This is a genomic window from Morganella morganii, from assembly GCF_019242955.1.
GTDB classification, from domain to species: domain Bacteria; phylum Pseudomonadota; class Gammaproteobacteria; order Enterobacterales; family Enterobacteriaceae; genus Morganella; species Morganella sibonii.
On record NZ_CP066129.1, the window covers coordinates 2,042,218 to 2,068,923 of the forward strand.

Below are 26,706 nucleotides of genomic sequence, written 5' to 3' on the forward strand. Positions count from 1 at the left end.
CAGACAGTCCGGCGAGAATAAATTACTCAGTTTATCTGAGGTAATAAAAGGAATCGTACCATGACTGTCAAAGTTAACCGCACTGTCACACCTGCTGTGCGCGATAAGAATATTTTCCCGGCGGCAATATTTGCCGCAAAAACACCAGATGAAACGTTAACAGAACTACATTCTGATATGCTGGGGCTGGATGAATTTGATGCCCTTGACCGCCTGATAGAACATCAGGAAAACGTGGTGGCTCATGACAAAGCACCTCCCGCTTTTATTCAGTTCATTTCCGCGTTTCATAATCCGTTTATTTATGTGTTATTGGCGCTGGCCGTGATCAGTTTTATGACCGATTATCTGGTCCCCCTGCAACAGGGTGAAGAAACCGACCTTACGGGCGTTGTCATTATCGGAACGATGGTTTTTCTGAGTGTGATACTGCGTTTCTGGCAGGAATACCGGACTAATAAAGCCGCAGAAGCCCTTAAATCTCTGGTAAAAACCACCGCAACAGTACTCCGGCGTAAAAAAGGGCGATCTGTCCGGATTGAGCTGCCGGTGAAATGTCTGGTTCCGGGGGATATTGTGGTTCTGAGTGCCGGAGATATGATCCCGGCGGATTTACGGCTGCTCCGTTCCCGTGATCTTTTTATCAGCCAGGCTATTCTGACCGGGGAATCAGTTCCGGTGGAAAAATATGATACTCAGGGTGATATTCATGAGAAAGATGCAACAACGATAACGGAAAATGACCAGCTGCTGACAGAATCGGGCAATATTTGTCTGATGGGCACCAATGTGGCCAGCGGCACGGCGCTGGGTATTGTGGTCGCCACCGGTGACAAAACCTATTTTGGCTCACTGGCGAAATCCATTGCCGGCACACGCTCACAAACGTCATTTGACCGTGGTGTGAACAGTGTCAGTATCCTGCTGATCCGCTTTATGTTAGTGATGGTGCCGGTTGTCCTGCTGATTAACGGATTTACCAAAGGCGACTGGTTTGATGCCACACTCTTTGCGCTTGCCGTCGCGGTCGGATTAACGCCGGAAATGCTGCCGATGATTGTCAGTTCCAACCTGGCAAAAGGTGCAATTGCGATGTCACGGCGGAAAGTTATCGTCAAGCGGCTGAATGCAATACAAAACTTTGGTGCTATGGATATCCTGTGCACGGATAAAACAGGGACACTGACACAGGATAATATTATCCTCGAACATCACCTCGATACGGAGGGGCGTTCCGATGAAGCCATACTGGGACTGGCATGGCTGAACAGTTTTCATCAGAGCGGCACACGTAACCTGATGGATCAGGCGATCATCCGTTTCGGACGCGGTAAAGCCGAAACGGAATCTCTGCACAGTTATCAGAAAATTGATGAACTGCCGTTTGATTTTGTCCGCAGACGTCTGTCTGTTTCGGTGAGAAAACCGGATGGTACGGCGTTGCTTATCTGTAAAGGCGCGGCGGAAGAGATGCTGGCATGCTGCTCTCTGATCCGGACAGGTAATCATATTTCACCGGCAGATGATGAGAAAAAACAGGCCGTTATGGCATTGGTTAATCATTATAATGAGACCGGATTCAGAGTTCTGCTGCTTGCCGAGAGGGTTCTGGACAGTAAAGAGCAGGAGTTGCCGCTCTCTGCAGACAATGAACAGAATATGATTTTATGCGGAATTCTGACCTTCCTTGACCCGCCAAAAGACAGCGCGGCAAAAGCCCTGAAAGCACTGAAACATAACGGAGTAACAGTAAAAGTGCTGACCGGGGATAATGCGGTTGTCACAGCGAAAATCTGCCGCGAAGTCGGATTAGATGCTTCGATGAGTATCAGTGGTGATCAGCTGGCACATCTCAGTGATGAAGAGCTGAAACAGGTGGCACAAACACACACTATTTTCTGTAAACTGACACCGCTGCAAAAATCAGCACTGGTCCGTGTTTTACAATCCGCCGGTCATACTGTTGGTTTTCTCGGGGACGGAATCAATGATGCACCGGCACTGCGGGACGCGGATGTCGGTATTTCCGTAGACAGCGGAACGGATATTGCCAAAGAATCAGCGGATATTATTTTGCTGGAAAAAGATCTGATGGTTCTGGAGGAGGGCGTCATTAAAGGGCGAGAGACATTCGGTAATATTATTAAATATCTGAATATGACTGCCAGTTCAAACTTTGGTAATGTTTTTTCTGTTCTTATCGCCAGTGCTTTTATTCCGTTCCTGCCGATGCTGGCCATCCAGCTGCTGATTCAGAATCTGCTTTATGATATGTCCCAGCTGGCATTACCGTGGGATAAAATGGATAAAGAATTCCTGCGCAAACCCCGCAAATGGGATGCAGGTAATATCCGGCGCTTTATGATTTGGATTGGCCCGACATCATCCGTATTTGATATCACCACCTTTGCATTATTATGGTTTGTTTTCGGGGCAAACAGTCCTGACAGCCAGGTCTTATTCCATTCCGGCTGGTTTGTTGAGGGATTATTATCACAAACGCTGGTCGTTCATATGCTGAGAACACAGCGGATTCCGTTTATTCAGAGCACGGCAACACTGCCGGTATTATTGGTTACCGGGCTTGTTATGGCCATCGGGATCTGGCTGCCGTTTTCACCCATCGGAAGTTATATCGGACTGGCGCCGTTACCGTGGGAATATTTCCCGTGGCTCGCCGCTACACTGGTCAGTTACTGCGGTCTGGCGCAAATCATGAAGGGTATTTATATCCGCCGTTTCGGAATGTGGCTGTAAGTTAAGATGCTTTATATCTGTTATTCAGCTGATTTTTGCTGAATAACAGGTACAATCAGAGCATCAAAATAAAAGGAATACTATGCACTTAGAATTTAAACGGCTCGCTCAGATTAAACCAGCCGATATTACCGCACTGAATAATCACCCGAAAGTTTTACAGCAAATGCCGCTGGGCTCCCCGGATTTTGATGATGAAAAAAGTCTCAGCTGGGCAAAAGAAAAAGACGCACAGTGGGACATAAACGGATACGGCCCCCGGGCATTTGTGATCGACGGTGTATTCGCAGGCTGGGGAGGGCTTCAGAAAGAAGGCGATGACGCTGATCTTGCGCTGGTTCTTCATCCTGATTTCTGGGGAACGGGAAAGGTCATCTGTGATGAAATTATCCGCCATGCATTTACTGAAATGCACTTAACGAGTATCACCATTTTATTACCGTTATCCCGGAAAGTTTCCCGGTTTATAACTCGTTACGGATTTCAGCCGGATGGCTCTGTTATCTATGATGGTGTGGATTTCCGGCGGTTCCGGTTATTTTCAGAGCATTCAGGATGACATGATTCAATGGCGACAAAGTTCATTTGTAATTTATAATCTGATATACAAAATATCCCGCTGCCAGCGGAATGATAAACGGAATAATAAGTATCAGATACAATGCGCCAATCCCCCGGGGGCTGCTGCCATTAATAACATCCTCAAATGTTGATTCTGAAAAATAATGACGAAGGACATCATCACTGCATTTTTTAGCAAACGGAAATAAAGGTAAGCAAATGCAGGCATAGATTATCCATAAAAAATGAATGGTTACATTATCATTTAATGAATAAATAAACATGCCAAAAACCAAAAGGCCAAGGAAGGATTTACCCCAAAAATCCCAACTTCTGATAAAAAGACGAATAGGGTGTTGTCTTTTTTTATTTGCTATATGGCGCTGTCTTATTTTTTCTTTTGTATAGTTTCTGCCACTCTTACTCATTGAACTATCTCATAAAAAAGGAAATATTTTGGGATGGACAATCCGGCCAATCTATCATGGCTGAGCGTAGTGAACGAGAGTTTTTTAGCGTGTTGAGATAAAACACCCGTCAGCAGGTGTTTTATCTTGTCAGGCAGATGTGATTTATTCTTCGAAATACCAATATCCCTGATTGATAAATTCGGTTAATTCCGCAACAAAACCCGGGTTCTCCAGTGCTTCACCGAGTTCATTCACACCGACTTCGGTTAACCGGCACAATGTATCTGCACCTTTAATTTCTGCGGTCATCCAGCCTTCGGTATTAACAAAGAAACGTTCACCGATGCGCATAACACGCAGCCCGCTCAGTCGTATCAGTTTTTCACCGGCATTCAGAGCGTTCAACACGTCTTCAGGCTGATACGGTGGTTCCGGAGGTGCAATATCCAGCTCATGCCGCGGGGTAGTTGCAAAACGGCCTAACCACTGTTCAAAATCACCGGGCTTGTTGATCATTTCAATCATCATGGCACGCAGGCGCTCAACCTCATAAGATTCCATTGAGCCTGAGTTTTCACGTACTGTCAGGTCAGGATCGCCATAATTGACGCCACCCAGATCCTGTTCCAGTGCGTAGTCTGCAAAGCTGCTCAGCAGATCACGACCGGTCGGTCCGCGAAAGCCGACAGAATAATTCATGGTATCTTCAAAAGTGAAACCATCGTGAGGGAATCCCGGCGGAATATACAGAATATCGCCCGGTGCCATTTCCACATCAATAATCGGCTCAAACGGGTCGACATGCAGTAATGCCGGGTGAGCGCAGAACTGACGCATGGGAAGGGCGTCACCCACACGCCAGCGGCGGCGGCCCATGCCCTGGATAATGAAAACATCATAGTTATCAATATGCGGCCCGACACCACCGCCTGGTACTGAATAGGAAATCATCAGATCATCAAGACGCCACTCAGGCAGTACCCGGAACGGTTTCACCAATTCAGCGGCAGGCATATGCCAATGGTTGACAGCCTGTACCAGCAGTGACCATCCTTTTTCACCTAATCCGCTGTAGTCCTCAAACGGGCCGTGACTCGCTTCCCATTTGTTATCAATGAAACTGACCAGGCGACTGTCAACTTCCGGCTCCATGGCCAGACCGGCCAGTTCATCGGGCGTGATAGGGTCGGCAAAATCAGGAAATGCATTTTTCAATACAACGGGTTTTTTCTGCCAGTATTTTTCTAAAAATTCAGGCCAGTTAAGATTCAGTTTGTTAACCATGTGACCACATCTATATGAGTGAATAAGCGGATAATTATAGAAGTAATGCGCTGTCATATTTTTGTTTGGGGTCAATAAAAAAGGAACGTGGGCGGATAAAGAAAGCCCGCGGTGATCAGTTGCCGGATGAGCAGAGACAAAAAGCCGTTATCAGGGATAAAGGAATCAACATGATTATCCAGTCGGAGAGCCGGATTTCGTTAGTTCATACCTTGGTTCGCATAATGTATATTATGTTAAATGATATAGGGCTTTGATAAATCTGAGCTTATCAGACTAAACCCTGTATCACCTGTTATCTTTGGCTTGGGATCACCCCATCCGGCGATAACCTGCAACTACTGAGTTGCTGCATAAATCCTTTATCAAACGGATCACCTTCAGATACTGATGCCGTACCATATTTCTTTGTGAAGTCCTCCTGTATAGTTCCATCTTTATAACGAAGTTCCACTTCTGAATGCAGTACGCGGCCGTCGTCGGTAACCGGCGGCTCAGTGACTGACATTTTGTGAGAAACGTAATCACCTGATTTCATACCGTGAATTGTCATAACTCCGTCTTTAACCGTAATCGTAGTTTTCACCATGACAGACGGAAAAACGTGTTTATTTTTCTGCTCAATTGCGATTTGATTAAATGACTTGCTTATGCTGCATACATAAACTCCGTCAAACTGACGGATTTTTTGAGACTGCTCTGACAACGTATCCGGTTTGCATCCTGCGATAAACAGACATGAGAGTACAAAAATAAGACGGTTCGCTGCCTGCTTTTTTAGATTCATCTGCCCTGTTCTCTCTTTTGTGGTAATTAAATCCGTTTAACTTTTCTGATAGATATCTTATCAGTCATCAGCATCAATATAAAACAGCCAGCCAGTAATCCCTTTCCTATAGTCAGCGCCGTTTGTCCGCTCTATTCTGAACATCGGAACGATATTTTTCAGTTATTACAAATATATACGTACTTTTATTTATGCTGTCGCGAGGATTATTATGCGTATTACTCTGCCTTTAATATTAAGTTCTGTATTATTACTGTCCGCGTGTGAATCAATGAGCAGCGGCCCTGAAATCTCCCTGAAAAATTTTCAATCGATGGAAGGTACTGAACTTCAGGTTCCGCCTGTACCTGCGGGAACAAAAGATGGTGAATATCTGCGCCACTATAATGACGGGACTATCAGGTTTAAATCCCGGGTAAAAAATGGCTGCTATGACCGTTATATCTATGCCTATTATGGCGGCGGAAGACCACAAATGACCATGCCGCTGAAAAACTGTAAAGTTAACGGCGTTGTGAAAAATTATCTGCAAAATGGTAATTTAAAAAGTGAAATAACTGTCCGTGACGGGCGGTTATATGGCCCGTTCAAGTATTATCACGACTCCGCCAGTAATGGGGTCTATATACAAGGTACAATGGAAAACGGTGCCTTTACCGGTACAGTTAAACAATTTGATACTGCCGGAAAATTAGTCAGTGAAGGTAAGGTGACTAACGGAAGAATGCAGATCCTGAAGTAATACGGAATGAGTCTGCCGGGAGGGATAATTGTCATACCCCGGAGTTTACGGTATTCTTCCCGGATCAGGCAAATAACAGGATATTTATTTATGACAGCCCACACTTCCAAAGACCCGCTGCATGGCGTTACCCTCGAAATGCAGGTTAATGCATTGGTGGAAAAATATGGCTGGGTAAAGCTGAGTCAGTTAATCCGGATTAACTGCTTTAAAAATGATCCGAGTGTGAAATCAAGCCTGAAATTTCTTCGCCGTACTCCCTGGGCCCGGACGGAGGTTGAGAATTTATATCTCGATTCTCTGGATGATGCTGATAATAAAACAGACAGTATCTGGCCGGATAGCCCATGGTAAATAGCCGGTAAATACCGGCTTCCGTTATTTCTCCGGAAACCGGTTTTCCGGTTAAATCAGCTTTTACAGGATTGTCCCGGTTTTTTGATTATTTCACCATAATCATTCAGTGCCGCCGGTTTTTGGCTCTGAATATTATTTAATACCGGTAATGCCGGGTCCATCTGCCAGGCATTCCAGCCGCCGTCATAAATCCGGCTGTTTTCCCAGCCCGCCAGTTGAGTCATAAACCAGGAAACACTTGCCCGCCAGCCGGTGCCGCAGTAAAACGCAACCTGATCGGTCGGTTCGATACCCTGTGTTTTCCATAAGGCAAAAATTTCTTCCGGATTACGCAATGTGCCGTCCGGGTCATAATAGTCGGACATATCATTCGCATTTTTACCGCCAAACCCCCATATTGCGCCCGCCGGTTCACCTTTGCGCGGAATATAGTCATAGCCGGAGATTTTGCCGGTATATTCATCCCATGTCCGGTTGCTGATAAGCTTAAGACCGGATTTCTGAGCCTGTATGGCTTCCGCCGGCATGGCGATAGTGACCTGCGGATTAACCGGTATTTCTGCACCGAAATCCGCAACCGGTACCGGAATATTCAGCGTAGTTTCGGTTGGTAATTCCGCATCCATCCAGACATTTAAACCACCGTTCAGGAAACGGACATCCTCAACACCTGCCCATTTCAGCGCCCATAATACCCGCAATGCTGCCATCTGATTTTCAGAATATACGACCACCGGGGTATCTTTGCGGATACCGTTTTTCAGCAGGTTATTTTTGATAACCTCCGGTTCGGATAAATTCCAGACCGGTCCGTTTTCTATCCAGTCGGTATTAAAATGGAATGCCCCTTTAATATGGGTCGAATAAGATTTTGACTGTTCCGCATCGCCCCATGACACTTCAAATATTACCGGCTTCTGATCATGAGTATAACTTTCCGGTTTTTCGCCGTTAAGAGCGGCCTGAAGCCAGGCGGGCGAAACACTCAGAAAATAGTTCGGGTATTTATCCATCGGCAGATCAGAATTGCTGTATTGGATAAACGATTTAAATGCCCTGACCTGAAAACCTTTGGCGGCAAATTCAGCGGTAATTCTTTCCAGTGAATCCGGGTCACTGTCATAAAATACCAGGGTTTTTTCTTTCGAAATCCCCTTTTCTGCCAGAAAATTATCGAATTTATCTTCGTCAATAAAATCCAGCCAGCCGGTGGTAAACTGCATCGCACCTTTGATATGACCGCCGCGGGCAGCACCTTTATCTTTGAAGCCAAAATATAAACTGTCCGGCCGGGTATCAATAATAAGGTATTCCGGATTGTTCAGGTTCTCTGACAATTCCTCAATGCCGATCTCTTTTACTACGGTCTGATCACAACCGGACAGTAATAACGGTAACAGAAAAAAGAGTGATTTTATTTTCATATATGATCCTACAAACGACATTGCCCTGAACGGAAGAAATAACTGGTGATCCAGACACCGGCCATAATGGTGAAGGTGGAAATCCATCCCTGCCAGGAAAAATAAGCAGTCGCCACAAGAGAGTTCGTGACAGTACACCCGCCGGCCAGTGTGGCGCCCGCCCCCATAATAATACCGCCAAACAGGCGTTTGACGACGGTGATACCATCCGGCGGAAGTGTTAATCTGAATTCTTTGCGGATAATCGCGCTTATCATCGAACCGGTGAAAATACCGATTACAAACAGTGTTCCCCAGTTAAAATAACGCTGTTGTCCGGTCACCAGATATTGAACAACATTGCCGGAAGGAACAGCGACACCATAGCCGAAATTACGGCCGGCTTCGGCACTGAAAATCCAGGCAATAATCCCGAGAATACCGATTAAAATACCGGTAATGTTCAGCGGCAGATAATTAAACCGGTTCTGTGACGGTGGTGTATAACGGGGATGATAATGCTGATAAATCAGTAATCCGGCGGTGAGAATAATTAAAAAAGCCACCAGGAACCACGGGGAAATATTCAGGGTTTTATAAATCGTGTCCGGTTGCGCGGGATGTTGTAATAACGGTTCAAACCAATGTTTCAGGCTGCCTTTCTGAGCGGCGGCCATGGTGACAACAAACGAAAATAAGGCAATCCAGGTCCCGGTTAATCCTTCACCGGAACGGAACCAGGCACCGCTGCCGCAACAACCGGCCAGAACCATCCCCGCACCGAATATAAAACCACCGGCAAGTGTCGCTGTGATCGGCAGATTTCCTTCCGGTATGTGTAATAACCCGGCGGATTCCAGGGCAAAGAAACCAACAGACTGAATAGTGACGGCAATCAGCAATGCAGTGAGGAACCGGGTATTTCGCTGGTAAAGAATGTTCCGGAACCCGGAAACAAAACAGAACTGACCTGACTGAAGCAACCCGCCGAACAGGATGCCGATAAATAAACCACTGACCATGAAGAAACCCCGGGGAATAAACAACTGCGTGTATCTGTAATGTTATCCGCCCCATTATTCTCCGTTATGGCGCAAAATCAAGTTAAGGCGTGTTATCACAAAATTTTGGTATTCCCGGAGCCGGAACAGAACCTTATCAGATATATCTGCTGTCCCGGCAGTGAACACTCTCTTACTCTGTTCTGACTTTAAACAGCAGGGAACATCATGAAAAAGCTGACATTGTTATTGATATTATTTTCTGCGGTTGTGTCTGCCCGCAGCGGAGGACACGGCGGTTATCGTTATGAACCAGAGACTATTTTTATCTGCCGGTTATCACCCTTTTCTGATATGCATATTGAGGCCGGCGTAACAGAAGCACTGGCACGGAAAAGTGTGTCACACCGCTGTCAGTTGGTTCAGGGTGACGACAGTATTTTCTGCCGGGAGACAGAAGCAAAGTGCTCGGCAAGTAAATTAATTACCAGAGAGAAAGAGTTACGCAAAACCGTAATTATCTATGCGGAAAATTGGCAGCGGGGAAACTATCTGGAGATCAGCGAAGATATTCCTGATTTATATCACTCCGATTTTGACGGTACCCTCTCTTCGGTAATTATTCCGTCCGGCTGGCAGGTACGTTTCTATGAAGGTAAAAATTTCACCGGTGAATATCACACGGAAACGAGCGGGAAAAAGAATGTGCTTAATTACGGTAAAAAAATCAACTCCGTTAAGATTATAACCCGGCGCTGATTAACTTCCCTGACGGCAATATTCCGCCACCAGCCCATCAAAGAACGGTGATAATGCACCGTTCATTTCATTCATATACGATTTATGGTTAATGGTGAATGTGACGTTCTGTTCAAAATATTCCGGTACATGCTGACTGAACCCGGTTGTTATTTCACGGAATAACGCCTCATTGTGCGTGAACGGGCCGGAGAAAATAATGACATCAGGAAACAGGATGAAATAGATATTTGCCAGCACCCGGCTCCAGATATCCGCTGCATTTTTCAGACACGGTACCGCCATAATATCGGCATGCTGTAATGTTTTTGCGGCTGCCCGTTCATTACTTAAGTCGCCGGTCAGCGTCTGACTCAGCACACCACGCAGTGCCGACAGGGAAAACATCTGTTCAATGGTATGTGAATCCCCGAATGTCAGTTGTCCGAGCTCACCGAACAGTCCCTGCGGATTAGCGTTAATCTGCTGTTTTGAATAACTCGCAGCACCAATCCCTTCCCCCCAGTGCACATACAGCACGCGTTTGGCCGACAGTTCGTCATTTTCGAGGATAAAGGCATTCAGTTCCGCCTGTAAGTTTTTCACCAGACTGACCGGAATGGAAAATTCCGTTGTCAGTTGTGATAAATCCATATGGCGTGCTTTCGGCCAGCGGTTGGTGTAAAGCCAGTGGCCATGCTCCGCGTCCATGACGCCGGGCAGCGAAATAATAATCCCCTGCACCCGCGTATCCGCCCGGCAATTTTGCAGCAGACGGTTTATCAGTGTCCGGAAGCAGTTCAGGAGTGTTTCGCTGTCAGCATTGTCATCATGAACCGGCTGATGCGCACCTGCGAGTACCACGCCCCGGATATCCACCAGCGATGCCGTGATATTCCTGGCGTCGATACAGATAAAAATAGCGGTCAGCAACCGGAAATCCGGAATAATGCCGACCTCCGGGCGTCCGGGACCGGATTGGTGATTTACGGTATCTTCAGAAATAATACCGGATTGAATCATTTCGCCGACCAGCTGTGTCACGGTAGCCGGACGCAATGCATTGGTGATCGCGAGCCCTTTACGGGTGATCAGCGTCTGCGCTTTATATGCGTCCAGGATTTGCCGGAACAGATGCTGTTTGCGTTCTGACGAAAGAGACGGTTTCACCATAATAAGCTGTTTTCCGGTTCAGTGAGTGAGGAACAGACTGATTTTCAGCTGTTTACCTGATAAGTCAAGAGCAGGTGATGTGATTATCCTATATGTATCACACATTATCTGCCGGATAAATCGCCGTTGATGCGCCCTGCGTGTGTTGTTGAATTGTGAGTCAGATCGTATTAATAACATACAGTGAAATTAAATATATTTACAGCGTGCGTTATTAATGTACAGTCAGGATAAGCAGTACCCTGCTGCCGATGATTTATTTTATACCTGTACCCGCAATCCCCGTTTTTACTGTAGATGTTGATGACAAAATAATTATAAGGAATCAATAAGATGCAAACGCCGGACTGGATAACACTCTCACTTTTCTTCATTATCATGATTGGTATCGGCTTAAATGCGTACCGTCGTGTCAAAGGCACCAAGGATTTTTATGTCGCGGGCGGTGGTCTGCCCTGGTGGCTGGCCGGGATTTCTCATCATGTGTCGGGGTATTCCGGAGTGGTGTTTACCGGTTATGCCGCCCTTGCCTATGCGACCGGGTTTAACCTGTATGTCTGGTGGGCGCTGAACGTGACTATTGCCTGTCTGCTGGGTGCGTGGCTGATTGTTCCCCGCTGGGCCCGGTTACGTGATGCGTTACAGATTCAGTCACCGACGGAATACCTCAAAGTCCGCTACGATATCAAAACCCAGCAGCTGATTGCCTGGCTGGGCGTACTGCTGAAACTGCTGGATACGGCAGGGAAATATGCGGCGATCGGCGTGCTGTTCTATGGTTTTACCGGTATTCCGATCATTTATGGTGTGCTGATTTCCGGTGTGGTGGCGATGATCTACGTCACCGTCGGCGGGTTGTGGGCCGATACCATGAATGACTTTTTCCAGTTCCTGGTCGGAGTTGCCGCCGGGATCGTCATGTTTTTCGTTGTGCAGTCACAGCTGGGTGATATCGGCACCAACTATCTGGATATGTGGGACAGACTCCCGGCCGGTCACAGTGACTGGTTTAATGGTCAGTACAGCCCGCTGTTTTTTGCCAGTTTCGCGTTTGTCTGTTTCCTCAGTTATAACGGCGGCACCTGGAACCTCGCGTCCCGCTTTATTGCCTCGCCGGACGGTAAGCAGGCACGCCGCGCGATGATCCTGTCCGCGTCGCTTTATCTTATCTGGCCGCTGATCCTGTTTGCACCGATGTGGGCCGCCCCGCTGCTGATCCCGGATGTTCCGCACGGTGAGCAGACACAAATCTATTCCATGCTGACGCTGAAATATCTGCCTGCCGGGTTTGTCGGTGTGATCCTTGCCTCTATGTTTGCCGCAACGTTGTCGATGGTGGCTTCTGATGCCAATGCGATCAGTTCTGTCTTATCACGGGATATCCTGCCGCTGATCTCGAAAAGAGTGAAAAAAGCCAACGGTGAAACGCCGCTGTGGATGGCGCGTACCGTCACATTCACCTTTACCCTCTGCACGATTATCCTGGCGCTGAATCAGGAGCACTTCGGCGGCATTATCGGGCTGATCGTGGTGTGGTTCGGCGGGTTAATCGGTCCGGCCTCCATTCCGATGGTTCTGGGTCTGCTGCCATTCTATAAACATTGCGGGCCGAAAATCGCTATCACATCCATGCTGATTGGTCTGGCCGTCTTTGCCGGTACCAAACTGTTTGTGACTGATCCGTCTATGGCATTGTCTGTCGGTGGCCCGGTCTTCTGTTCGCTGGTGTTCTTTACCCTTGCAGCCATTGTGGCGCGCAAAAATCCGGTAAAACCGGAAGTGGATGCCCTGATGCATAAACTGAGCCGCGACGGAGGTCACTGATATGGGATTAACCACGCAACAGAAAGCACAATGCCGCGCTTTATGGCAGCAGGAGCTGGAACAGAACATTTTACCGTTCTGGCTGCGGGCGGTTGATACGGATTCCGGCGGCGTGTTTACCTGCTTCAGTAATGACGGCAGCACACTGCTGAGTGAAAACAAGTTTACCTGGTCACAGGGGCGTTTTTTGTGGAATGAAAGCCGTCAGGTGTCGCTGATCCGCAGCGGGTTATGTCAGGGGGATGCCGCCCCCCTGCTGGCGCATGCAAAACAAACGGCAGATTTTTTGCTGAACCACGCTTTTCTCGATAACGGCCATTGTGCCTTTTTGCTGGATCGCCGTGGTAATAAGCTGGAAATGAAACCGGGCGAGGGGTATGACACGTCGTTTTATGCCGATTGTTTTGTCGTGATCGGCCTGTGTGAATATGCCTTTGTTTCCGGTGAAAACCGGTATTTTGAGCATGCGCTGGTACTGTATGACAATGTCAGCCGGCGGCTGGCATCAGGCCGGGTACGGAGTGAGCCGTATCCCGCGCCGCCGGGTTTTGAACCGTACGCCTATGAAATGATTATGCTGGGAACGGTGACGGAGTTGCTGCGTTATGCTCTCCGTTATCAGCACCCGGCGCTTTCACGGCTGACAACCCTGACACGGCGCAGCCTTGAGCGGATTTTTACGGAGTTTCACGACCCGGAAACACTGATCCCGCTGGAGATGAAAGTAACGCCTGAGTACCGCGATACCCTGCTCGCCCGTCATAAAACACCGGGCCACACCCTGGAAAATATGTGGTTCTGCTTCCATGCCGCGCAACTGCTTGGTGAGACAGAGACGTATTTGCCCGCCATTGCGAAAATTACCCCGCTGATGTGGCATATGGGCTGGGATGAGAAATACGGCGGGCTGTTCCGCTACACCCTGGCGGACGGCTCTCCGCCTGCCGGGCGTCTGCTTGGCGGCGATCTGTATGAAACCCTGATAACAGATACGTGGAGCAGTAAAATCTGGTGGGTACATTCGGAAGCGCTGTACACCCTGCTGCTGATGGCTGATCAGAGTAACGATCCGCAATTTTTCAGTCTCTATCAGCAGACGGCAGACTATGTGCTGGACACCTTCCCGAACCGGGAACAGGGAGAATGGACACAAATCCGTGATCGCAAAGGTGCCCCGCTGAACAAGGTGGTAGCGTTGCCGGTAAAAGATCCGTTCCATATCATGCGCAATCTGCAACTGATTGTGTCACTGTGCGGGTCATTATCATGATACTCGGCGTCAGTAAAACGGATATCACACCGTCACTGCCGGTGAAATTAGGCGGATTTGCGTTCCGGAAACAGCCCTGTACACAGATTGGCATGCCGCTGTATGCCCGCTGTTTTATCCTGAACCGGCAGCATGCTGTTGTCAGTCTCGAACTGTTGTTTGCCGGTGATAACCTCAACCGGCAGATCCGCACGGCACTGGCAGACATACCGGAACTGGCCGGACTGGATCTGATCCTGTCAGCCACTCACAGCCACAGTACACCGCAGACTGCTGACACTCACTCGCCGCAGCTGGGCGAATGTGACCCGCAATACAATGCCTTTATCACACAGCAGGTTATTACCGGTCTGCAGACAGCACTTGCGGCCGGACAGCCGGTGACAGCACACATTACCGAATCCCCCTGTCCTTTGGCCGTGCACCGGCGGCTGATGGTCAGCGGTGAGATCACCATGGCACCAAATCCGGATGAACCCGCAGATACCATCGCCACGCTGGTGAGATTTACTAATACGGATCAAAAGGTCTGCGCGGTGCTGGTGCATAACCAGTGTCACCCGACCATCACCGGCGACAATATACTGTCCGGTGAATATCCGGGCGTGGTCTGTGATGAGATTGAAACCGCCTTCCCGGGCGCTGTATGTATGTTGCTGCAAGGGTTCTGCGGGGATCTGCGTCCGGCCCTGGTCCGTGACGGGCAGTTTTACCGCGGGGATTACGCGCAGATGGAAACCTGCGGAAAACAGCTGGCGGCGCTCTTCCTGGATGCATTGCAACAACCGGATTTACAGTACTTTCCGCTGACATCACCGCCGTCTTTCCGCCACCGCCGGGTGTCGCTGCCATTACAGCCTGTCATGAACACAGAACAACTGATTCAGTTCCGTGATACTCATGCGCCGGACAGTATTGAACATGAATGGGCGGTGACCAAACTGGAACAAACAGAACGCGGGATCCCCCTGCGTGCGAAACAAACCATCACTCTGTCCTGCCTGCATATTTCACCACAGCTGAAATTGCTGACGGTCAGTGCGGAAGTCGTTAATCACTACCAGCAATTATTACGCACCAAAGGGAAATATTTCCTGGGGATCGGCTACAGCAACGGTATGGCCGGTTATCTGCCGTCAGCCCGCCAGATTGCCGAAGGCGGTTATGAGCCACACGATTCCGCATACTACTTTTATCTTGATGCCCCGTTTGCGCCGCAGGCGGAGCACCTTTTTACAGAGGCGTTATTCCGCCTGTCGGAGGAAAATAATGATGACTGATTCTCTTGTTACTGCCGGTCAGAAAGACCTGCTGCACTATGCTGTTTATGCAAACCGTGATGCGATGGGACGTGCGGCGGCAGAAAAAGCCCGCGATATTATTGTTCAGTGTCAGGCATCACAGCCGGAAGTCCGTATTATTTTTGCCTCTGCGCCCTCGCAGAATGAATTTTTGCAGCACCTGCAATCATTTCCGGAAATTGACTGGTCAAAAGTGACGGCATTTCATATGGATGAATATATCGGTCTGCCGCCGGGCGCACCGCAGGCGTTCAGTCACTATATTCAGGAACATCTGTTTGATGCGGTAAAACCGGCGGCAACGCATTTTATCCGGGCGCATGCCACGGACAGTGACGCGGAATGCCGCCGCTATGCGGAACTGCTTTCCGCCGCGCCGGTGGATCTGGTGTGTCTGGGTGTCGGCGAAAACGGTCATATTGCCTTTAATGATCCGTGGGTGGCGGATTTCAGTGACAGCGACATTGTCAAACGGGTGCAACTGGATGAACAGTGCCGTCAGCAACAGGTCAACGACGGCTGCTTTGCGCGGACAGATGATGTCCCGATGTATGCCCTGACACTGACAATTCCTGCACTGGTCAGTGCCCGCCATATGGTATGTGTGGTACCGGCCGCAACCAAGCGGCAGGCTGTTACGCGGATGATCCATGATCCTGTCAGTGAAGAGCTGCCGGCAACCATTCTGCGCCGTCACAACAGTGCTTTCCTTTATCTGGATAAAGATTCAGGAGCGGACTTATGCTGATCCGCGCTAAAACCCTGAACGGCAAGCCGGTTACTGTCACGGCGGATAACGGTGTTATCTCCGGTATTGAGCCCCTGCATACTGATACTCCGGAAAATCTGCCGTATGTCGCCGCCGGACTGACGGATTTGCAGGTCAACGGTTACGCGGGAACGGATTACAACACCCTGCCGCTGCACCGGGATGATGTCCGCCACAGTTACGAAAAATTATATCAGAAAGGGGTGACCAGCCTGTGCCCGACCATTATCACCAACAGCGATAGTGCGATTTCACAGCTGATGTCTGATTTTGCTGTCTTTTGTGCCGCTGATCCCCGGATTCGGGCCTCCACAGCAGGTATTCATCTGGAAGGACCGTTTATTTCACCGGTCAGCGGTCCGCGCGGTGCGCACGATAAAGCCTGTGTGCAGCACTGCGATGCTGAAAAAGTCCGGCAGTGGCATGATTTATCACAGGGATTGCTGCGGATACTGACACTCTCTCCTGAACAGGAAGACGGGCTGGCAGACACTATCCGCTTTTGTACGGATAACAATATCCGTGTCTCCATCGGCCATACCGCAGCAACACCGGAGCAAATCCGCCGCGCCGCAGAACTGGGCGCGACAATGTCCACTCACCTCGGCAACGGCTGTGAATTGCAGATGCACCGCCACCATAACCCCATCTGGGCACAGCTGGCGGAAGACAACCTGTGGAGCGGCATTATTACTGATGGTTTTCATCTGCCGCCGTCACTGATCAAAGTGATCCTGCGCGCCAAACAGGGAAAAATTCTGCTGACCAGCGATACCACGGCATTCGGCGGTATGGCACCGGGCCGTTATCACACCCATATCGGCGGTGATGTGGTGCTGACAGAGCAAGGCCGTCTGCATCTTGCTGCGAATGAAGAACTGCTGGCAGGCTCGGCGCAATCCGCTCTGGATTGTGTCAGTTTTCTGATCCGCAGCGGACTGAGTGACGCAGAACACGCCTGGCGTTATGCCGCTGAAAACCCGGCCGCGTTCCTCGGACTGGCAGACAGAGGCACACTCACGGCCGGAAAACGGGCGGATATCGTGGTACTTGATATCCGGGGCAGCACATTGCAGGTGCTGGAAACGTATCTTCAGGGGGAGGCGGTTTACCGCGCATAACGATGATAAATACAACAACTGATCCGCTGGCATTATCCGCGGAATATCTCAGCAAAATTACCGCACATCTGCACATCGTGCTGGACAGTAACCGTGAGACGTTACCGCAGGCTGCCGCCCTGCTGGCGGAGCAGATAACACGGGATAACCTGATCCACGTTGCGGCATCCGGCGGACATTCCAACCTCGGCCCCCAGGAAGTTTTTTTCCGCGCCGGGGGGCTGATGCATATTAATCCGATCCTTGATGAAGGTACGCTGCTAACAAACGGCGCACTGCGCTCAATGGCGGTTGAACGGCTGCCGGGCTTCGGCAGGATTGTGATGAATAACAACCCGGTGCAGACCGGGGAAGTGATGGTGCTTATCAATGCGTATGGTATTAATGCCTCTGTCATTGATATTGCCCTTGAAGCGAAAAAGCGCGGGGTGACGGTGATAGCAGTAACGTCGGTTGCCCACGCCGGGGAAACACCGGCAGATCACCCCGCGCGCCACCCTTCGGGACAGAACCTGTGTGATATTGCCGACCTGGTGCTGGATTCACAGGTTCAGGTCGGTGATGCGGTTATGCAGATCCCGGGGATAACTCAGCAGGTGGCGGCGATGTCCACCTTTGCCAATGCTTTTCTTCTGAATGCTCTGATAACCGAAACGGTAAATCTGCTGGCACAGCAAGGCATCGAACCGCCAATCTGGAAAAGCGGCAATGCCACCGGCGGCGATGACTGGAATCAGCAGTTTATTGATCGCTTCCGGCACCGCATCCGCTTATTGTAGCCTTATCCGGCGGTATCGTTCCGGTGCCGCCGGGTTTTAACAATGCAGCATATTTTCAACATCTGCTCACCTTTCTTATTATCTCCCGGCGTGATTGTAACGGTTTGTTTTCAATTATCTTGACCACTTTCCCGTTTCAGACGATTAGTCATATTTTTTAGTGACTTAGCCTGCCCTGTTTTCTTAAGATGAAAACGGATCTCATTAACACTTGATGTTATTTGTTTCAGAAAAATTATTTCAGGGAATACACCGGATATAACCGGTGTCTTGGTCAGGCATTATATAAAAATGAGTTTTAAAAAATGAAAATAAACAGCAGGAAACTGGCGCTGGTTTCACTGATCCTGTCATATTCACAATTATCCGCCGGGGCGGAAAATACAGTAAAACAGGATACAGAAAGCGGTGATACGTTAATTGTCACCGCGTCAGGCCGTGAAGAACAACAGCGAAAATCCACCGTCACCACGCAGGTTATTGACAGTGATCAGATTGAACGCTCACGGGCGGAAAGTCTGACTGAATTACTGGCACAAAACAGTGTCGGTTTTTTCAGTGAATGGAGTCCCGGGCAGACATCCATTAATATCCGCGGCGCTGCAACAGATGGCCAGGGAAAAGATTTTGCCGGGCAGGTGCTGGTATTAGTTAACGGCCGCCGTGCGGGAACCGCCAACTTATCCAAATTATCACCGAAAGATGTCAGCCGGATTGAAGTTATCCGCGGGCCCTCTTCGGTTATTTACGGCTCTCAGGCAATGGGCGGCGTGATTAATATTTTCCTGAAAAACGGATTAACCGACGAAGGCGGGAAAATTTCAGCGGAAACCGGTTCATGGGGACTGGCACAGACCTACGGCGGCTATGGTTTTCAGAATGATGACGGCGATATTTACGGCTATGTCGGGTTTGAAGCCGGCCGCCGTGATGATTACCATTCCGGGAAAGGCGGCAGCAAACAGGAAAATACCAACTGGGAACGTTTTGGTTTAAGCGGTAATTTAGGCTGGAAGATTAACGAAAGTAACCTGCTCGATGTATCACTGCGGACAGACGGTATTTATGACGGCGGTTTCCGTGGTTCAACCGGGAATATTTACGCCAAAGATACCCGTTATAACCGCTCGGCGGATGTGGTCTGGAAAAACGGCACCGACGACAGTATTTTCAGAATGAACAGCCATGCCTATTTTGTGCAGGACGTGGATAATTTCCGCTGGGCATCACCGCTGACAGCGAAAACCCGCAGTGATCATAACCGTCGTCAGCTGGATATTTACGGCGTGAAATTCCAGCCGGTAATAAAACTCCATGAGCAGAACGATCTGTTATTAGGCGTTGATTATGAATACAGCCGTCTGCGTTCAGAACGTGATCAGGTCAGTGTCAGCGGCAACCCGGTAAAACAATCGGCACCGTACGATAATAATCAGACTGAAAATCAGTATGCCGTTTATTTTGATGACCGGCAGAGTTTATTTGATGACAGCTGGATAATCCGCGGCGGGATGCGTTATACCTACGGGAAAACCAATTTTGATAAAACCCCGAACCTGGATAATCAGTTCACCGGCAGCGCCTCATATAATCAGTTAACCTGGAGTCTCGGTACCAACTATCAGGTCAATGACTGGCTGAACCTGAAATCCTCTGTCGCCACCGGTTACCGTGCGCCGACCGCCACACAGCTGGGCGCGGATTATATTACGCTGTCCGGCACGCAATATCTGGGAAACAGTTCCCTGAAAGCGGAAAGTAACCGTCAGTTTGAAGTGGGCGCGACACTCGGTGACTCCCTGAATTCCGTGGATATTGCCCTGTTTCAGAATACCATTCAGAACAGAATACAGACCAACGTTCTGGCGCCGAATGTTTATCAGTATGCCAACAGCGACGATGATATTGTGGTGCGCGGACTGGAAATTAACAGCCATGCCACGGTTAACCGTGTATTTGACTGGCAGACAGACTGGGATTGGGTCATGCGTTTAAACGGCAGCTGGAATTTCGATATGGAAGATAAAGGTGCCAAAATAACCGCGACCAATAACAGTAATAAAGTTCAGCGCATGTATCAGTACCAGGCTGCATTTATTAACGAGCTTTATTTTACCAATGCCCGTTATCCGTGGAGCATTCAGTTACAGGGAATTCTGCGCGGGCCGATGTGGTATAAAACCGAAGAAGGAATTATTCCGGAGATCCGCCCTTATTCCTCATATGTCATGCGTAAATCACCATTTATGGTCTGGAATCTTCAGGCAGATGTGGATATCAGCCAGTCGCTGACGCTGTACGGACGGATAGACAATATTCTGGATAAAAACGAACATCCGGTCTTTTTTGCCCTGGATGAAGACCCGTATATTATGCTGCCGTCAAAATCCAACGGCAGTCCGGGAACCTCTATGCCCGGCCGGTCATTTATTGCCGGTGTGACATACCGTTTTTAACCGGCAACAATGAAAGTCCTGATTATTATCATCACACTGAGCATGGCCCTGTGCCATGCTCTGCCTGCTTTCAGTATGATGGCGCAATTATCTGCGCCGGTCACACTGAGCGAAAAACCGCAGCGTATTGTGACTATCTTTTCATCAAATACCGAAATTGTGGCCATCCTCGGACTGGCTGACAATATCGCCGGTATTGATGCCTATACCTATTTCCCGGATGAAATCAAAAATAAACCGTTAATCGGCGGCCGTCTCGGTTTTTCCCTGGAACGGATCATTGAACAGAAACCGGATCTGGTGATTATGACCCCTGCCCGCCAGGCGACACATCAATTATTAATACCACTGCGTAAATTCGGTATTCCTGTACTGGTGCTGGAAGGAAACAGTATTGAGGAGATTATCCGCAATATCCGCCTGGTGGCGCAGGTCACCAAAACAACGGAAAAAGGTGAACAGGTGGCGGCAGAAATGGAACAGCGGCTGCACACTGTTCAGCAAAAACCGCCCGGTTACCGGGCACCAAGGGTTATTATGATCACCGGTCAGGTCAGTAACGGGTTATTACTGGTTGCCCGGCCGCAGGCATATAAGAAAACCCCCGGATATACCGCAGATTCTGTTTTAAAAGCGGGCGGAACGCTGGCGCTGGAGGAATATAAACAGGCCGGACCGGCGCTGAAACAGGTATCACCGGAAGCCATCATCGCCGCCGATCCTGATATTATTCTGTACACCATCACCGGAGATAAAATCCGTAATTTACTGGCACTTCCCGGCTGGTCACAAATGAAAGCGGTAAAAAACAACGATATTTATCCGGTAAAAAGTGCCTATGTGCTTATTCCCGGCCCCCGGATTATTGACGGTATTGAATATATGTCTGACATATTTGAAAAATGGAGTCTGAAACAGTGAAAATTGTCAGCCTGTTATTCATCCTTTTCGCTGCATTTATTTTTTCAGCCTGTGCGGGTCACACCTGGGAAAGTCCGCTGAAAGTGCTCAGCGCCCTGTTTTACAGTGATGATCTGACATCCCGCCTGTTAACAGAATGGCGTTTACCGCGTGTGATTACTGCCGGATTTACCGGCGCATTACTGGGATTAAGCGGCGCTATTTTTCAGGGGGTATTCCGTAATCCGCTGGCAGAACCCTGGTTATTAGGATCTTCCGGCGGTGCGGCGATCGGCGGAACCATTGCATTATTAGTCCCGCTCGGATTACCGCTGGCGGTATCACTGCCGTTATTTGCGTTCAGCGGCGCACTGGCGGCGATATTTATTGTGTTATCCGTCTCGCGGATTGCCGGGTCACTGGATACCGCCACGCTGTTATTAACCGGGGTGGCTGTCAGTGCGGTGTTAAATGCCGCCCGTTCATTTATGATGATGGCGTTATCCGATGAAAGCACCAGCCTCCAGGTGGTATTAAGCTGGATTCTGGGCGGAATACAAACGCCGTCCGGTGACGGTTTGATTATCAGCCTGATATTAACCCTCGTGTCAGTTTTGCTATCTGTTTATCTGTTATCTGACGGGCTGGATTTAATGGGACTGGACAGAACAATGGCAATGAGTTTCGGCTTATCGGTTGAACGGTTTACCGTGCTGGCCTTAATTGCCGGATCCGCCATTGTGGCGATTGCCGTGTCACTCGGCGGTGTTGTCGGCTTTATCGGACTGATTGCCCCGCATATTGCCCGCTGGCAGACCGGTGCCCGCCATAAATATGTTCTGCCCGCCTCTGCGGTAATTGGTGCGGCACTGGTGATGTTTTCCGATGCATTATCGCGCAGCCTGCTGCCGCCGGGAGAAATACCGCTCGGGCTGATCACCGCCTTTATCGGCGGCCCTTTCTTTATTTATCTGCTGGCGAAACGGGTGAGAAAATCATGATCACAGTGAATAACCTCAATGTCCGTAAACAGGATAAAACAATACTGACGATTGATTCCCTGCATTTACCCGCCAGAGGCAGTATTGCGCTTATCGGCCCGAACGGCTCCGGTAAATCCACGCTGATAAAAGCATTATCCGGGCTGACCCCGGAGGTATTCAGTGCCGTGATACTGGACGGGAAAAATATCAGCCGTTATAAAGGCGCTGCGCGGATGCGGAAAATCGGCCTTATCCCGCAGAGTTTTAATCCCTGCTGGGATCAGCGGACAGATGAATTAATTTCGCTGGCCGCAGAGCGGGCATCTGATCCGAAAACAGCAAAAGCATCCGCCTGCCGGAAATATGAATTACAGCCGTTACTGGATAAACACTGGCATATATTATCGGGAGGGGAAAAAAGCCGGGTACTTACCGCAATGGCACTGATGTGTGACCCGCCGGTGATATTTGCCGATGAACCGGGGGCTGCACTGGATATAAAACACCGCATGCAGCTGATTGAGGATTTAACGGCTCAGGGAAAAGAAAAACTGGTGGTAGTGTGTCTGCACGAACTGGATATGGTATTCCGCTATTTTGAATCAGTTATTGTGTTATCACAGGGACAATTACGCTATTTCGGTTCATCCGCCGAACTGCTGGAATCCTCATTATTAAATGAAGTCTTTGATGTGGAATTCCGCAAAATAGAGATGGACGGCTTCAGTACGGTGTATGCACATACAATTATCCGGCCATAAAAATAACCCGGCGCGGTTTGCTGCCGGGTTATTATCTGTTATGCCATAAACGGGTAATCGGTATAGCCTTCGGCACCACCGCCGTAGAAGGATTCCGGGCGCTGCGGGTTCAGCGGTACTTTTTTCGCCAGACGTGCCGCCAGATCCGGATTGGCGATATAATCGCGGCCAAATGCCACTGCATCAATCAACCCTTTTTCAATCAGATCTTCGGCTTTTTCCGGAGTATAAGCACCGGCACCGATGATCACGCCACGGAACAGAGAACGCACCTTGCGGCGGAAATCTTCGCTGTACGGCTGGCCGCCTGCCCAGTCCGGCTCAGACATATGCAGATAGGCGATATTACGTTTATTCAGCTCTTCAATCAGATACAGAGCATCTGCTTCTTCATCCGGGCCGTTGCTCATATTCTGGAATGAACCAATCGGTGACACACGGATACCGATATGCTCCGGCCCCCATTCCGCACACACCGCATCCACGACTTCCAGCACCAGACGGGCGCGGTTTTCACGGCTGCCGCCGTACTGATCGGTACGATGGTTGGCATCCGGTGATAAGAACTGATGCAACAGATAACCGTGAGCGGAATGCAGTTCTGCCATGTCAAAACCGGCCTCGCGCGCATTGGCAACCGCCTGACGGAAATCATTCACAATCCCCGGGATCTCACTGGTTTCCAGTGCGCGCGGCATGGAAGTATCGACACGGATAGCGTGACCATTCTCATCACGCAGTGAGGTGCGGGTACCGGCGCTGATAGCAGATGGTGCTACCGGTGCCTGTTGTCCCGGCTGGATACTGTTATGGGAAATCCGCCCGGTATGCCATAACTGGACAGCAATATGGCCGCCGGCTTCATGCACACCTGCCGTGATTTTTTTCCAGGCCGCAATCTGTTCCGGGCTGTGCAGCCCCGGTGCACCGGCATAGCCTTTGGCTTGTGCGGAAATCTGGGTGGCTTCCGAGATAATCAGCCCGGCACCGGCACGCTGGCGGTAATACTCGCCCATCAGCGGAGTCGGAATATCACCGGGTTCGATACTGCGCAGCCGGGTCAGCGGTGCCATAAAGACGCGGTTAGGTGCGGTAAACGCCCCCACTTTCAGCGGGGTAAACAGCTTTTTCTGTGACGATGGATGTTGTGACATAATATCTCCGGATTAGACCAGTCGACTAGTGTTCAGATAAATAAAAACGCCTGTCGTGACGTATATAAAATAGTTACTCAGGCGCGGTAATCAGTGTTTCAACATGGGCCAGCGCACTTTCCAGCGGCGCGGTACTGCGGGAAATTTTTGCCTGCAGATTTGCCCCCAGCCACAGTGAATAAAGTACCTGTGCGGTGTGCTGTGCATCCCGCTCAAACGTCAGTGATTTCTCTTTCTTTCCGTTTTCCAGGCTCTGCGCCAGCAGCGCGATCACTTTACTGACGCCCTTATCCATTGCAGCATTCATATCTTCCGATAAATCACACACTTCAGCAGATAATTTAACCGTCAGACAGCCCTGAATATGACTGTGCTGACAGGCATTTTTCAGAATATCACCATAATACGCGAGAAACCGATCACGGTAATCCCCCGCCCCGTGCTCAAAATGCCCGGTCAGGCGCTCCAGGTAATCTTCATAATAGCGTTCCAGCATAACAACGCCGAATAACTCCTTGGAGCGGAAATAATGATAAAACGATCCCTTTGGCACCCCGGCTGTTTTCAGCAGTTCGCTGAGTCCCATGCCGGTAAAGCCGTGCTGAAGACACAGGCGTTCGCCGGTGGCCAGAAGATGTTCGCGGGTATCGTGTTCAGTATGTTTGTTCATGGCGATACTCTAATAGACCGACCGGTCTGTTGCAAGTTTATTTAAAACAAATTTCGCCCCAGCGTGCCAGACCGGCGGTTACCGAGCCGAAGTCATTCCCTCTGACAACCGGAATTCCCGGCAACTGAGCTTCAATGGCACGGCATAATACCGGTGAACGCCCTGAGCCGCCGGTGATAAAAATAGCATCCGGTGTTGCACCGCCCTGTTGTACCGCATCATTCACCAGGGAAATCATTTTATCTTTCGGAGAGGCGATGGATTCCTCCATCTCCGCCGCGCTGATCTCCGTTTCCAGTGTTTCACTGAGCAGGCGGATAGCCGCACGGTATTGCGGTGAGGCGGAAAGCGCGATTTTCGCCTCTTCCGCCCGGCGGACAATACTGTAACCCAGGCTCTGGTTATATACGTCCAGCAAACGCTGCAGTTTTTCCGGTTCTGCCGCATCCCGTTTCAGCTGCTGTAACAGCGTGAGATTCTGACGCGAATAGAACTCTTTTTGTGCTTCGACGTTATTAATGGCGATCGGGTTCCAGAATTGCATCAGCGGCATTTCAATACCGGAGGCTGCGCGGCTCTTCATGCCGAACAGCGGCATCAGTTGTTTAAAGGCCAGATAAATATCAAGGTCGTTTCCGCCGACCCGCTGTCCGCTGTGTGCCAGCAGGCTGCCGGTGCGATCTGCCTGTCCCCGGTAACCCGGCCCCATGCGGATAAGTGAACAGTCCGTGGTACCGCCGCCGATATCGACCACCAGCACCGTCTGATCATTATTCAGCACCGATTCATATTCCAGCCCGGCAGCCACCGGTTCAAACTGAAAGGTCACCTCCTGAAAACCGGCCCGTTTTGCGGCCCGCAGAAGAATGGCTTCCGCCTGCTTATTCGCGTTTTCACCACCCAGCCCGTGGAAGTTAACCGGTCTGCCGATCACGGTTTCTGTGATCATTTGCTGTGTGGACAGCTCAGCCTGAGACTTAATATTCGCCATCATGGCGCAGACCAGATCCTCAAAGAAACTGATTTGCACATCATGCAATCCGGAGGCACCGAGAAAGGATTTCGGGGATTTGACGTAATAAACATCACGCGGATCACTGAGATAGAGTTCCAGCGCCGACTGGCCGAACAGAATATCTTCCGGCACCAGTTCAATCCCTTCCTCACGGTTAAAAGCAACAGAACGGCGTAATAGTTGTTCGCCGGTATTATCTGACGGCGCAATATTACGGTGACGGAACAGGTGTTCAGATACGGATTCGCGTGTCGGTGCACACAGGGTGGACGGAATATAGACATTATCCCCCTCCAGTGGTAATAACACCGGAGTGCCCTCTTTCATTACTGCCACTGAGCAGTTGGATGTTCCGTAATCAAAACCAATAAACATAATGCCTCCGCTGTTTGCCATGCCGGAAAAAAGCCGGAAACTTTACCGCAGACAACGGGGAAATACCAATAAAAAACGCGGGAATATCAGTCGGGAAAACTGATCCGGGAGTGAT

24 protein-coding genes are annotated in these 26,706 nt (G+C 49.7%); 15 read left to right on the forward strand and 9 right to left on the reverse strand.

The window, feature by feature from the left end:
- Positions 1 to 60 precede the first annotated feature (60 nt).
- Positions 61 to 2,757, forward strand: a complete 2,697-nt coding sequence (mgtA, locus tag JC793_RS09415) for a magnesium-translocating P-type ATPase (protein WP_218428285.1) — start codon at positions 61 to 63, stop codon at positions 2,755 to 2,757.
- An 82-nt stretch (positions 2,758 to 2,839) separates the two neighbouring features.
- Complete coding sequence (locus tag JC793_RS09420) at positions 2,840 to 3,316, forward strand: GNAT family N-acetyltransferase (protein ID WP_218428286.1); 477 nt, start codon at positions 2,840 to 2,842, stop codon at positions 3,314 to 3,316.
- Positions 3,317 to 3,338: 22 nt separating this feature from the next.
- Here the strand turns inward: JC793_RS09420 and JC793_RS19585 are convergent, their stop codons facing one another.
- The 3 genes from JC793_RS19585 to JC793_RS09435 all read right to left on the reverse strand — a co-directional run bounded on the left by JC793_RS19585 (position 3,339) and on the right by JC793_RS09435 (position 5,799).
- Entirely contained in the window at positions 3,339 to 3,746 is a 408-nt protein-coding gene (locus tag JC793_RS19585) for a hypothetical protein (protein WP_247717350.1), read from the reverse strand.
- 144 nt (positions 3,747 to 3,890) lie between these two features.
- Entirely contained in the window at positions 3,891 to 5,012 is a 1,122-nt protein-coding gene (locus tag JC793_RS09430; protein WP_218428288.1) for a ribosomal protein uL16 3-hydroxylase, read from the reverse strand.
- Between the two features lie 295 nt (positions 5,013 to 5,307).
- Complete coding sequence (locus JC793_RS09435; protein ID WP_166707770.1) at positions 5,308 to 5,799, reverse strand: hypothetical protein; 492 nt, start codon at positions 5,797 to 5,799, stop codon at positions 5,308 to 5,310.
- Positions 5,800 to 6,070: 271 nt separating this feature from the next.
- On the opposite strand from JC793_RS09435, the gene JC793_RS09440 reads away from it, so the two are divergent.
- On the forward strand, positions 6,071 to 6,541 hold the full coding sequence (locus tag JC793_RS09440; protein WP_166707771.1) for a toxin-antitoxin system YwqK family antitoxin: 471 nt from the start codon (positions 6,071 to 6,073) through the stop codon (positions 6,539 to 6,541).
- A 90-nt stretch (positions 6,542 to 6,631) separates the two neighbouring features.
- Positions 6,632 to 6,895, forward strand: a complete 264-nt coding sequence (locus JC793_RS09445) for a VF530 family protein (RefSeq protein WP_107679124.1) — start codon at positions 6,632 to 6,634, stop codon at positions 6,893 to 6,895.
- Positions 6,896 to 6,951: 56 nt separating this feature from the next.
- Here JC793_RS09445 and JC793_RS09450 read toward each other — a convergent pair whose 3' ends face one another.
- Positions 6,952 to 8,322 (reverse strand): rhodanese-like domain-containing protein, encoded by a 1,371-nt coding sequence (locus tag JC793_RS09450; RefSeq protein ID WP_218428289.1) that lies wholly within the window; start codon positions 8,320 to 8,322, stop codon positions 6,952 to 6,954.
- An 8-nt stretch (positions 8,323 to 8,330) separates the two neighbouring features.
- Positions 8,331 to 9,323 carry a YeeE/YedE family protein gene (locus JC793_RS09455; RefSeq protein WP_218428291.1) on the reverse strand — a complete coding sequence of 331 codons (993 nt, stop codon included), beginning with the start codon at positions 9,321 to 9,323 and terminating at the stop codon, positions 8,331 to 8,333.
- 207 nt (positions 9,324 to 9,530) lie between these two features.
- Between JC793_RS09455 and JC793_RS09460 the strand changes: the two genes are divergently transcribed.
- Positions 9,531 to 10,061 (forward strand): beta/gamma crystallin family protein, encoded by a 531-nt coding sequence (locus tag JC793_RS09460; RefSeq protein ID WP_052927821.1) that lies wholly within the window; start codon positions 9,531 to 9,533, stop codon positions 10,059 to 10,061.
- On the opposite strand, the gene JC793_RS09465 is transcribed toward JC793_RS09460, so the two are convergent.
- Positions 10,062 to 11,213: an ROK family protein gene (locus tag JC793_RS09465; RefSeq protein WP_218428293.1), complete on the reverse strand. Its 1,152-nt coding sequence runs from the start codon at positions 11,211 to 11,213 to the stop codon at positions 10,062 to 10,064.
- Positions 11,214 to 11,546: 333 nt separating this feature from the next.
- Here JC793_RS09465 and JC793_RS09470 point away from each other — a divergent pair, with 333 nt between their 5' ends.
- The 10 genes from JC793_RS09470 (at position 11,547) to JC793_RS09515 (ending at position 23,377) form a co-directional block, all read left to right on the forward strand.
- The gene (locus JC793_RS09470; protein WP_218428295.1) at positions 11,547 to 13,037 is read left to right on the forward strand and encodes a sodium:solute symporter family protein; all 1,491 of its coding nucleotides are present in this window, start codon (positions 11,547 to 11,549) and stop codon (positions 13,035 to 13,037) included.
- Between the two features lies 1 nt (position 13,038).
- On the forward strand, positions 13,039 to 14,307 hold the full coding sequence (locus tag JC793_RS09475; RefSeq protein WP_218428297.1) for an AGE family epimerase/isomerase: 1,269 nt from the start codon (positions 13,039 to 13,041) through the stop codon (positions 14,305 to 14,307).
- Entirely contained in the window at positions 14,304 to 15,587 is a 1,284-nt protein-coding gene (locus JC793_RS09480; protein ID WP_218428299.1) for a hypothetical protein, read from the forward strand. Before JC793_RS09475 ends, JC793_RS09480 begins: the two co-directional genes overlap by 4 nt.
- Positions 15,577 to 16,356 (forward strand): glucosamine-6-phosphate deaminase, encoded by a 780-nt coding sequence (locus JC793_RS09485; RefSeq protein WP_247717351.1) that lies wholly within the window; start codon positions 15,577 to 15,579, stop codon positions 16,354 to 16,356. The genes JC793_RS09480 and JC793_RS09485 overlap by 11 nt, the downstream gene beginning before the upstream one ends.
- Positions 16,350 to 17,498, forward strand: coding sequence for an N-acetylglucosamine-6-phosphate deacetylase (locus JC793_RS09490; protein WP_218428301.1), 1,149 nt, complete (start codon positions 16,350 to 16,352; stop codon positions 17,496 to 17,498). Before JC793_RS09485 ends, JC793_RS09490 begins: the two co-directional genes overlap by 7 nt.
- Positions 17,499 to 17,500: 2 nt before the next feature.
- Complete coding sequence (locus tag JC793_RS09495; protein WP_218428303.1) at positions 17,501 to 18,277, forward strand: sugar isomerase domain-containing protein; 777 nt, start codon at positions 17,501 to 17,503, stop codon at positions 18,275 to 18,277.
- A gap of 305 nt (positions 18,278 to 18,582) precedes the next feature.
- Complete coding sequence (locus JC793_RS09500) at positions 18,583 to 20,733, forward strand: TonB-dependent receptor plug domain-containing protein (protein WP_218428305.1); 2,151 nt, start codon at positions 18,583 to 18,585, stop codon at positions 20,731 to 20,733.
- A gap of 9 nt (positions 20,734 to 20,742) precedes the next feature.
- Entirely contained in the window at positions 20,743 to 21,654 is a 912-nt protein-coding gene (locus JC793_RS09505; RefSeq protein ID WP_166707782.1) for an ABC transporter substrate-binding protein, read from the forward strand.
- Positions 21,651 to 22,634 (forward strand): FecCD family ABC transporter permease, encoded by a 984-nt coding sequence (locus tag JC793_RS09510; RefSeq protein ID WP_230058722.1) that lies wholly within the window; start codon positions 21,651 to 21,653, stop codon positions 22,632 to 22,634. Before JC793_RS09505 ends, JC793_RS09510 begins: the two co-directional genes overlap by 4 nt.
- Positions 22,631 to 23,377: an ABC transporter ATP-binding protein gene (locus tag JC793_RS09515; RefSeq protein ID WP_218428307.1), complete on the forward strand. Its 747-nt coding sequence runs from the start codon at positions 22,631 to 22,633 to the stop codon at positions 23,375 to 23,377. Before JC793_RS09510 ends, JC793_RS09515 begins: the two co-directional genes overlap by 4 nt.
- 38 nt (positions 23,378 to 23,415) lie before the next feature.
- On the opposite strand, the gene JC793_RS09520 is transcribed toward JC793_RS09515, so the two are convergent.
- The 3 genes from JC793_RS09520 to yegD all read right to left on the reverse strand — a co-directional run bounded on the left by JC793_RS09520 (position 23,416) and on the right by yegD (position 26,591).
- Positions 23,416 to 24,531, reverse strand: coding sequence for an alkene reductase (locus tag JC793_RS09520; protein ID WP_052927832.1), 1,116 nt, complete (start codon positions 24,529 to 24,531; stop codon positions 23,416 to 23,418).
- Positions 24,532 to 24,604: 73 nt separating this feature from the next.
- On the reverse strand, positions 24,605 to 25,201 hold the full coding sequence (locus JC793_RS09525) for a TetR/AcrR family transcriptional regulator (protein WP_218428308.1): 597 nt from the start codon (positions 25,199 to 25,201) through the stop codon (positions 24,605 to 24,607).
- A 37-nt stretch (positions 25,202 to 25,238) separates the two neighbouring features.
- Positions 25,239 to 26,591: a molecular chaperone gene (gene yegD / locus JC793_RS09530; RefSeq protein WP_218428310.1), complete on the reverse strand. Its 1,353-nt coding sequence runs from the start codon at positions 26,589 to 26,591 to the stop codon at positions 25,239 to 25,241.
- Positions 26,592 to 26,706 lie beyond the last annotated feature (115 nt).

Excerpts from the sequence above, each read along its gene's own strand:
- JC793_RS09450 (WP_218428289.1), bottom strand. The coding sequence starts at position 8,322 with ATGAAAATAAAATCACTCTTTTTTCTGTTACCGTTATTACTGTCCGGT.
- JC793_RS09515 (WP_218428307.1), top strand. The coding sequence starts at position 22,631 with ATGATCACAGTGAATAACCTCAATGTCCGTAAACAGGATAAAACAATA.
- yegD (WP_218428310.1), bottom strand. The coding sequence starts at position 26,591 with ATGTTTATTGGTTTTGATTACGGAACATCCAACTGCTCAGTGGCAGTA.
- JC793_RS19585 (WP_247717350.1), bottom strand. The coding sequence starts at position 3,746 with ATGAGTAAGAGTGGCAGAAACTATACAAAAGAAAAAATAAGACAGCGC.
- mgtA (WP_218428285.1), top strand. The coding sequence starts at position 61 with ATGACTGTCAAAGTTAACCGCACTGTCACACCTGCTGTGCGCGATAAG.
- JC793_RS09420 (WP_218428286.1), top strand. The coding sequence starts at position 2,840 with ATGCACTTAGAATTTAAACGGCTCGCTCAGATTAAACCAGCCGATATT.
- JC793_RS09475 (WP_218428297.1), top strand. The coding sequence starts at position 13,039 with ATGGGATTAACCACGCAACAGAAAGCACAATGCCGCGCTTTATGGCAG.
- JC793_RS09470 (WP_218428295.1), top strand. The coding sequence starts at position 11,547 with ATGCAAACGCCGGACTGGATAACACTCTCACTTTTCTTCATTATCATG.
- JC793_RS09465 (WP_218428293.1), bottom strand. The coding sequence starts at position 11,213 with ATGGTGAAACCGTCTCTTTCGTCAGAACGCAAACAGCATCTGTTCCGG.
- JC793_RS09430 (WP_218428288.1), bottom strand. The coding sequence starts at position 5,012 with ATGGTTAACAAACTGAATCTTAACTGGCCTGAATTTTTAGAAAAATAC.
- JC793_RS09455 (WP_218428291.1), bottom strand. The coding sequence starts at position 9,323 with ATGGTCAGTGGTTTATTTATCGGCATCCTGTTCGGCGGGTTGCTTCAG.
- JC793_RS09490 (WP_218428301.1), top strand. The coding sequence starts at position 16,350 with ATGCTGATCCGCGCTAAAACCCTGAACGGCAAGCCGGTTACTGTCACG.
- JC793_RS09520 (WP_052927832.1), bottom strand. The coding sequence starts at position 24,531 with ATGTCACAACATCCATCGTCACAGAAAAAGCTGTTTACCCCGCTGAAA.
- JC793_RS09445 (WP_107679124.1), top strand. The coding sequence starts at position 6,632 with ATGACAGCCCACACTTCCAAAGACCCGCTGCATGGCGTTACCCTCGAA.
- JC793_RS09485 (WP_247717351.1), top strand. The coding sequence starts at position 15,577 with ATGATGACTGATTCTCTTGTTACTGCCGGTCAGAAAGACCTGCTGCAC.
- JC793_RS09480 (WP_218428299.1), top strand. The coding sequence starts at position 14,304 with ATGATACTCGGCGTCAGTAAAACGGATATCACACCGTCACTGCCGGTG.
- JC793_RS09440 (WP_166707771.1), top strand. The coding sequence starts at position 6,071 with ATGAGCAGCGGCCCTGAAATCTCCCTGAAAAATTTTCAATCGATGGAA.
- JC793_RS09500 (WP_218428305.1), top strand. The coding sequence starts at position 18,583 with ATGAAAATAAACAGCAGGAAACTGGCGCTGGTTTCACTGATCCTGTCA.
- JC793_RS09525 (WP_218428308.1), bottom strand. The coding sequence starts at position 25,201 with ATGAACAAACATACTGAACACGATACCCGCGAACATCTTCTGGCCACC.
- JC793_RS09435 (WP_166707770.1), bottom strand. The coding sequence starts at position 5,799 with ATGAATCTAAAAAAGCAGGCAGCGAACCGTCTTATTTTTGTACTCTCA.
- JC793_RS09460 (WP_052927821.1), top strand. The coding sequence starts at position 9,531 with ATGAAAAAGCTGACATTGTTATTGATATTATTTTCTGCGGTTGTGTCT.
- JC793_RS09505 (WP_166707782.1), top strand. The coding sequence starts at position 20,743 with ATGAAAGTCCTGATTATTATCATCACACTGAGCATGGCCCTGTGCCAT.
- JC793_RS09495 (WP_218428303.1), top strand. The coding sequence starts at position 17,501 with ATGATAAATACAACAACTGATCCGCTGGCATTATCCGCGGAATATCTC.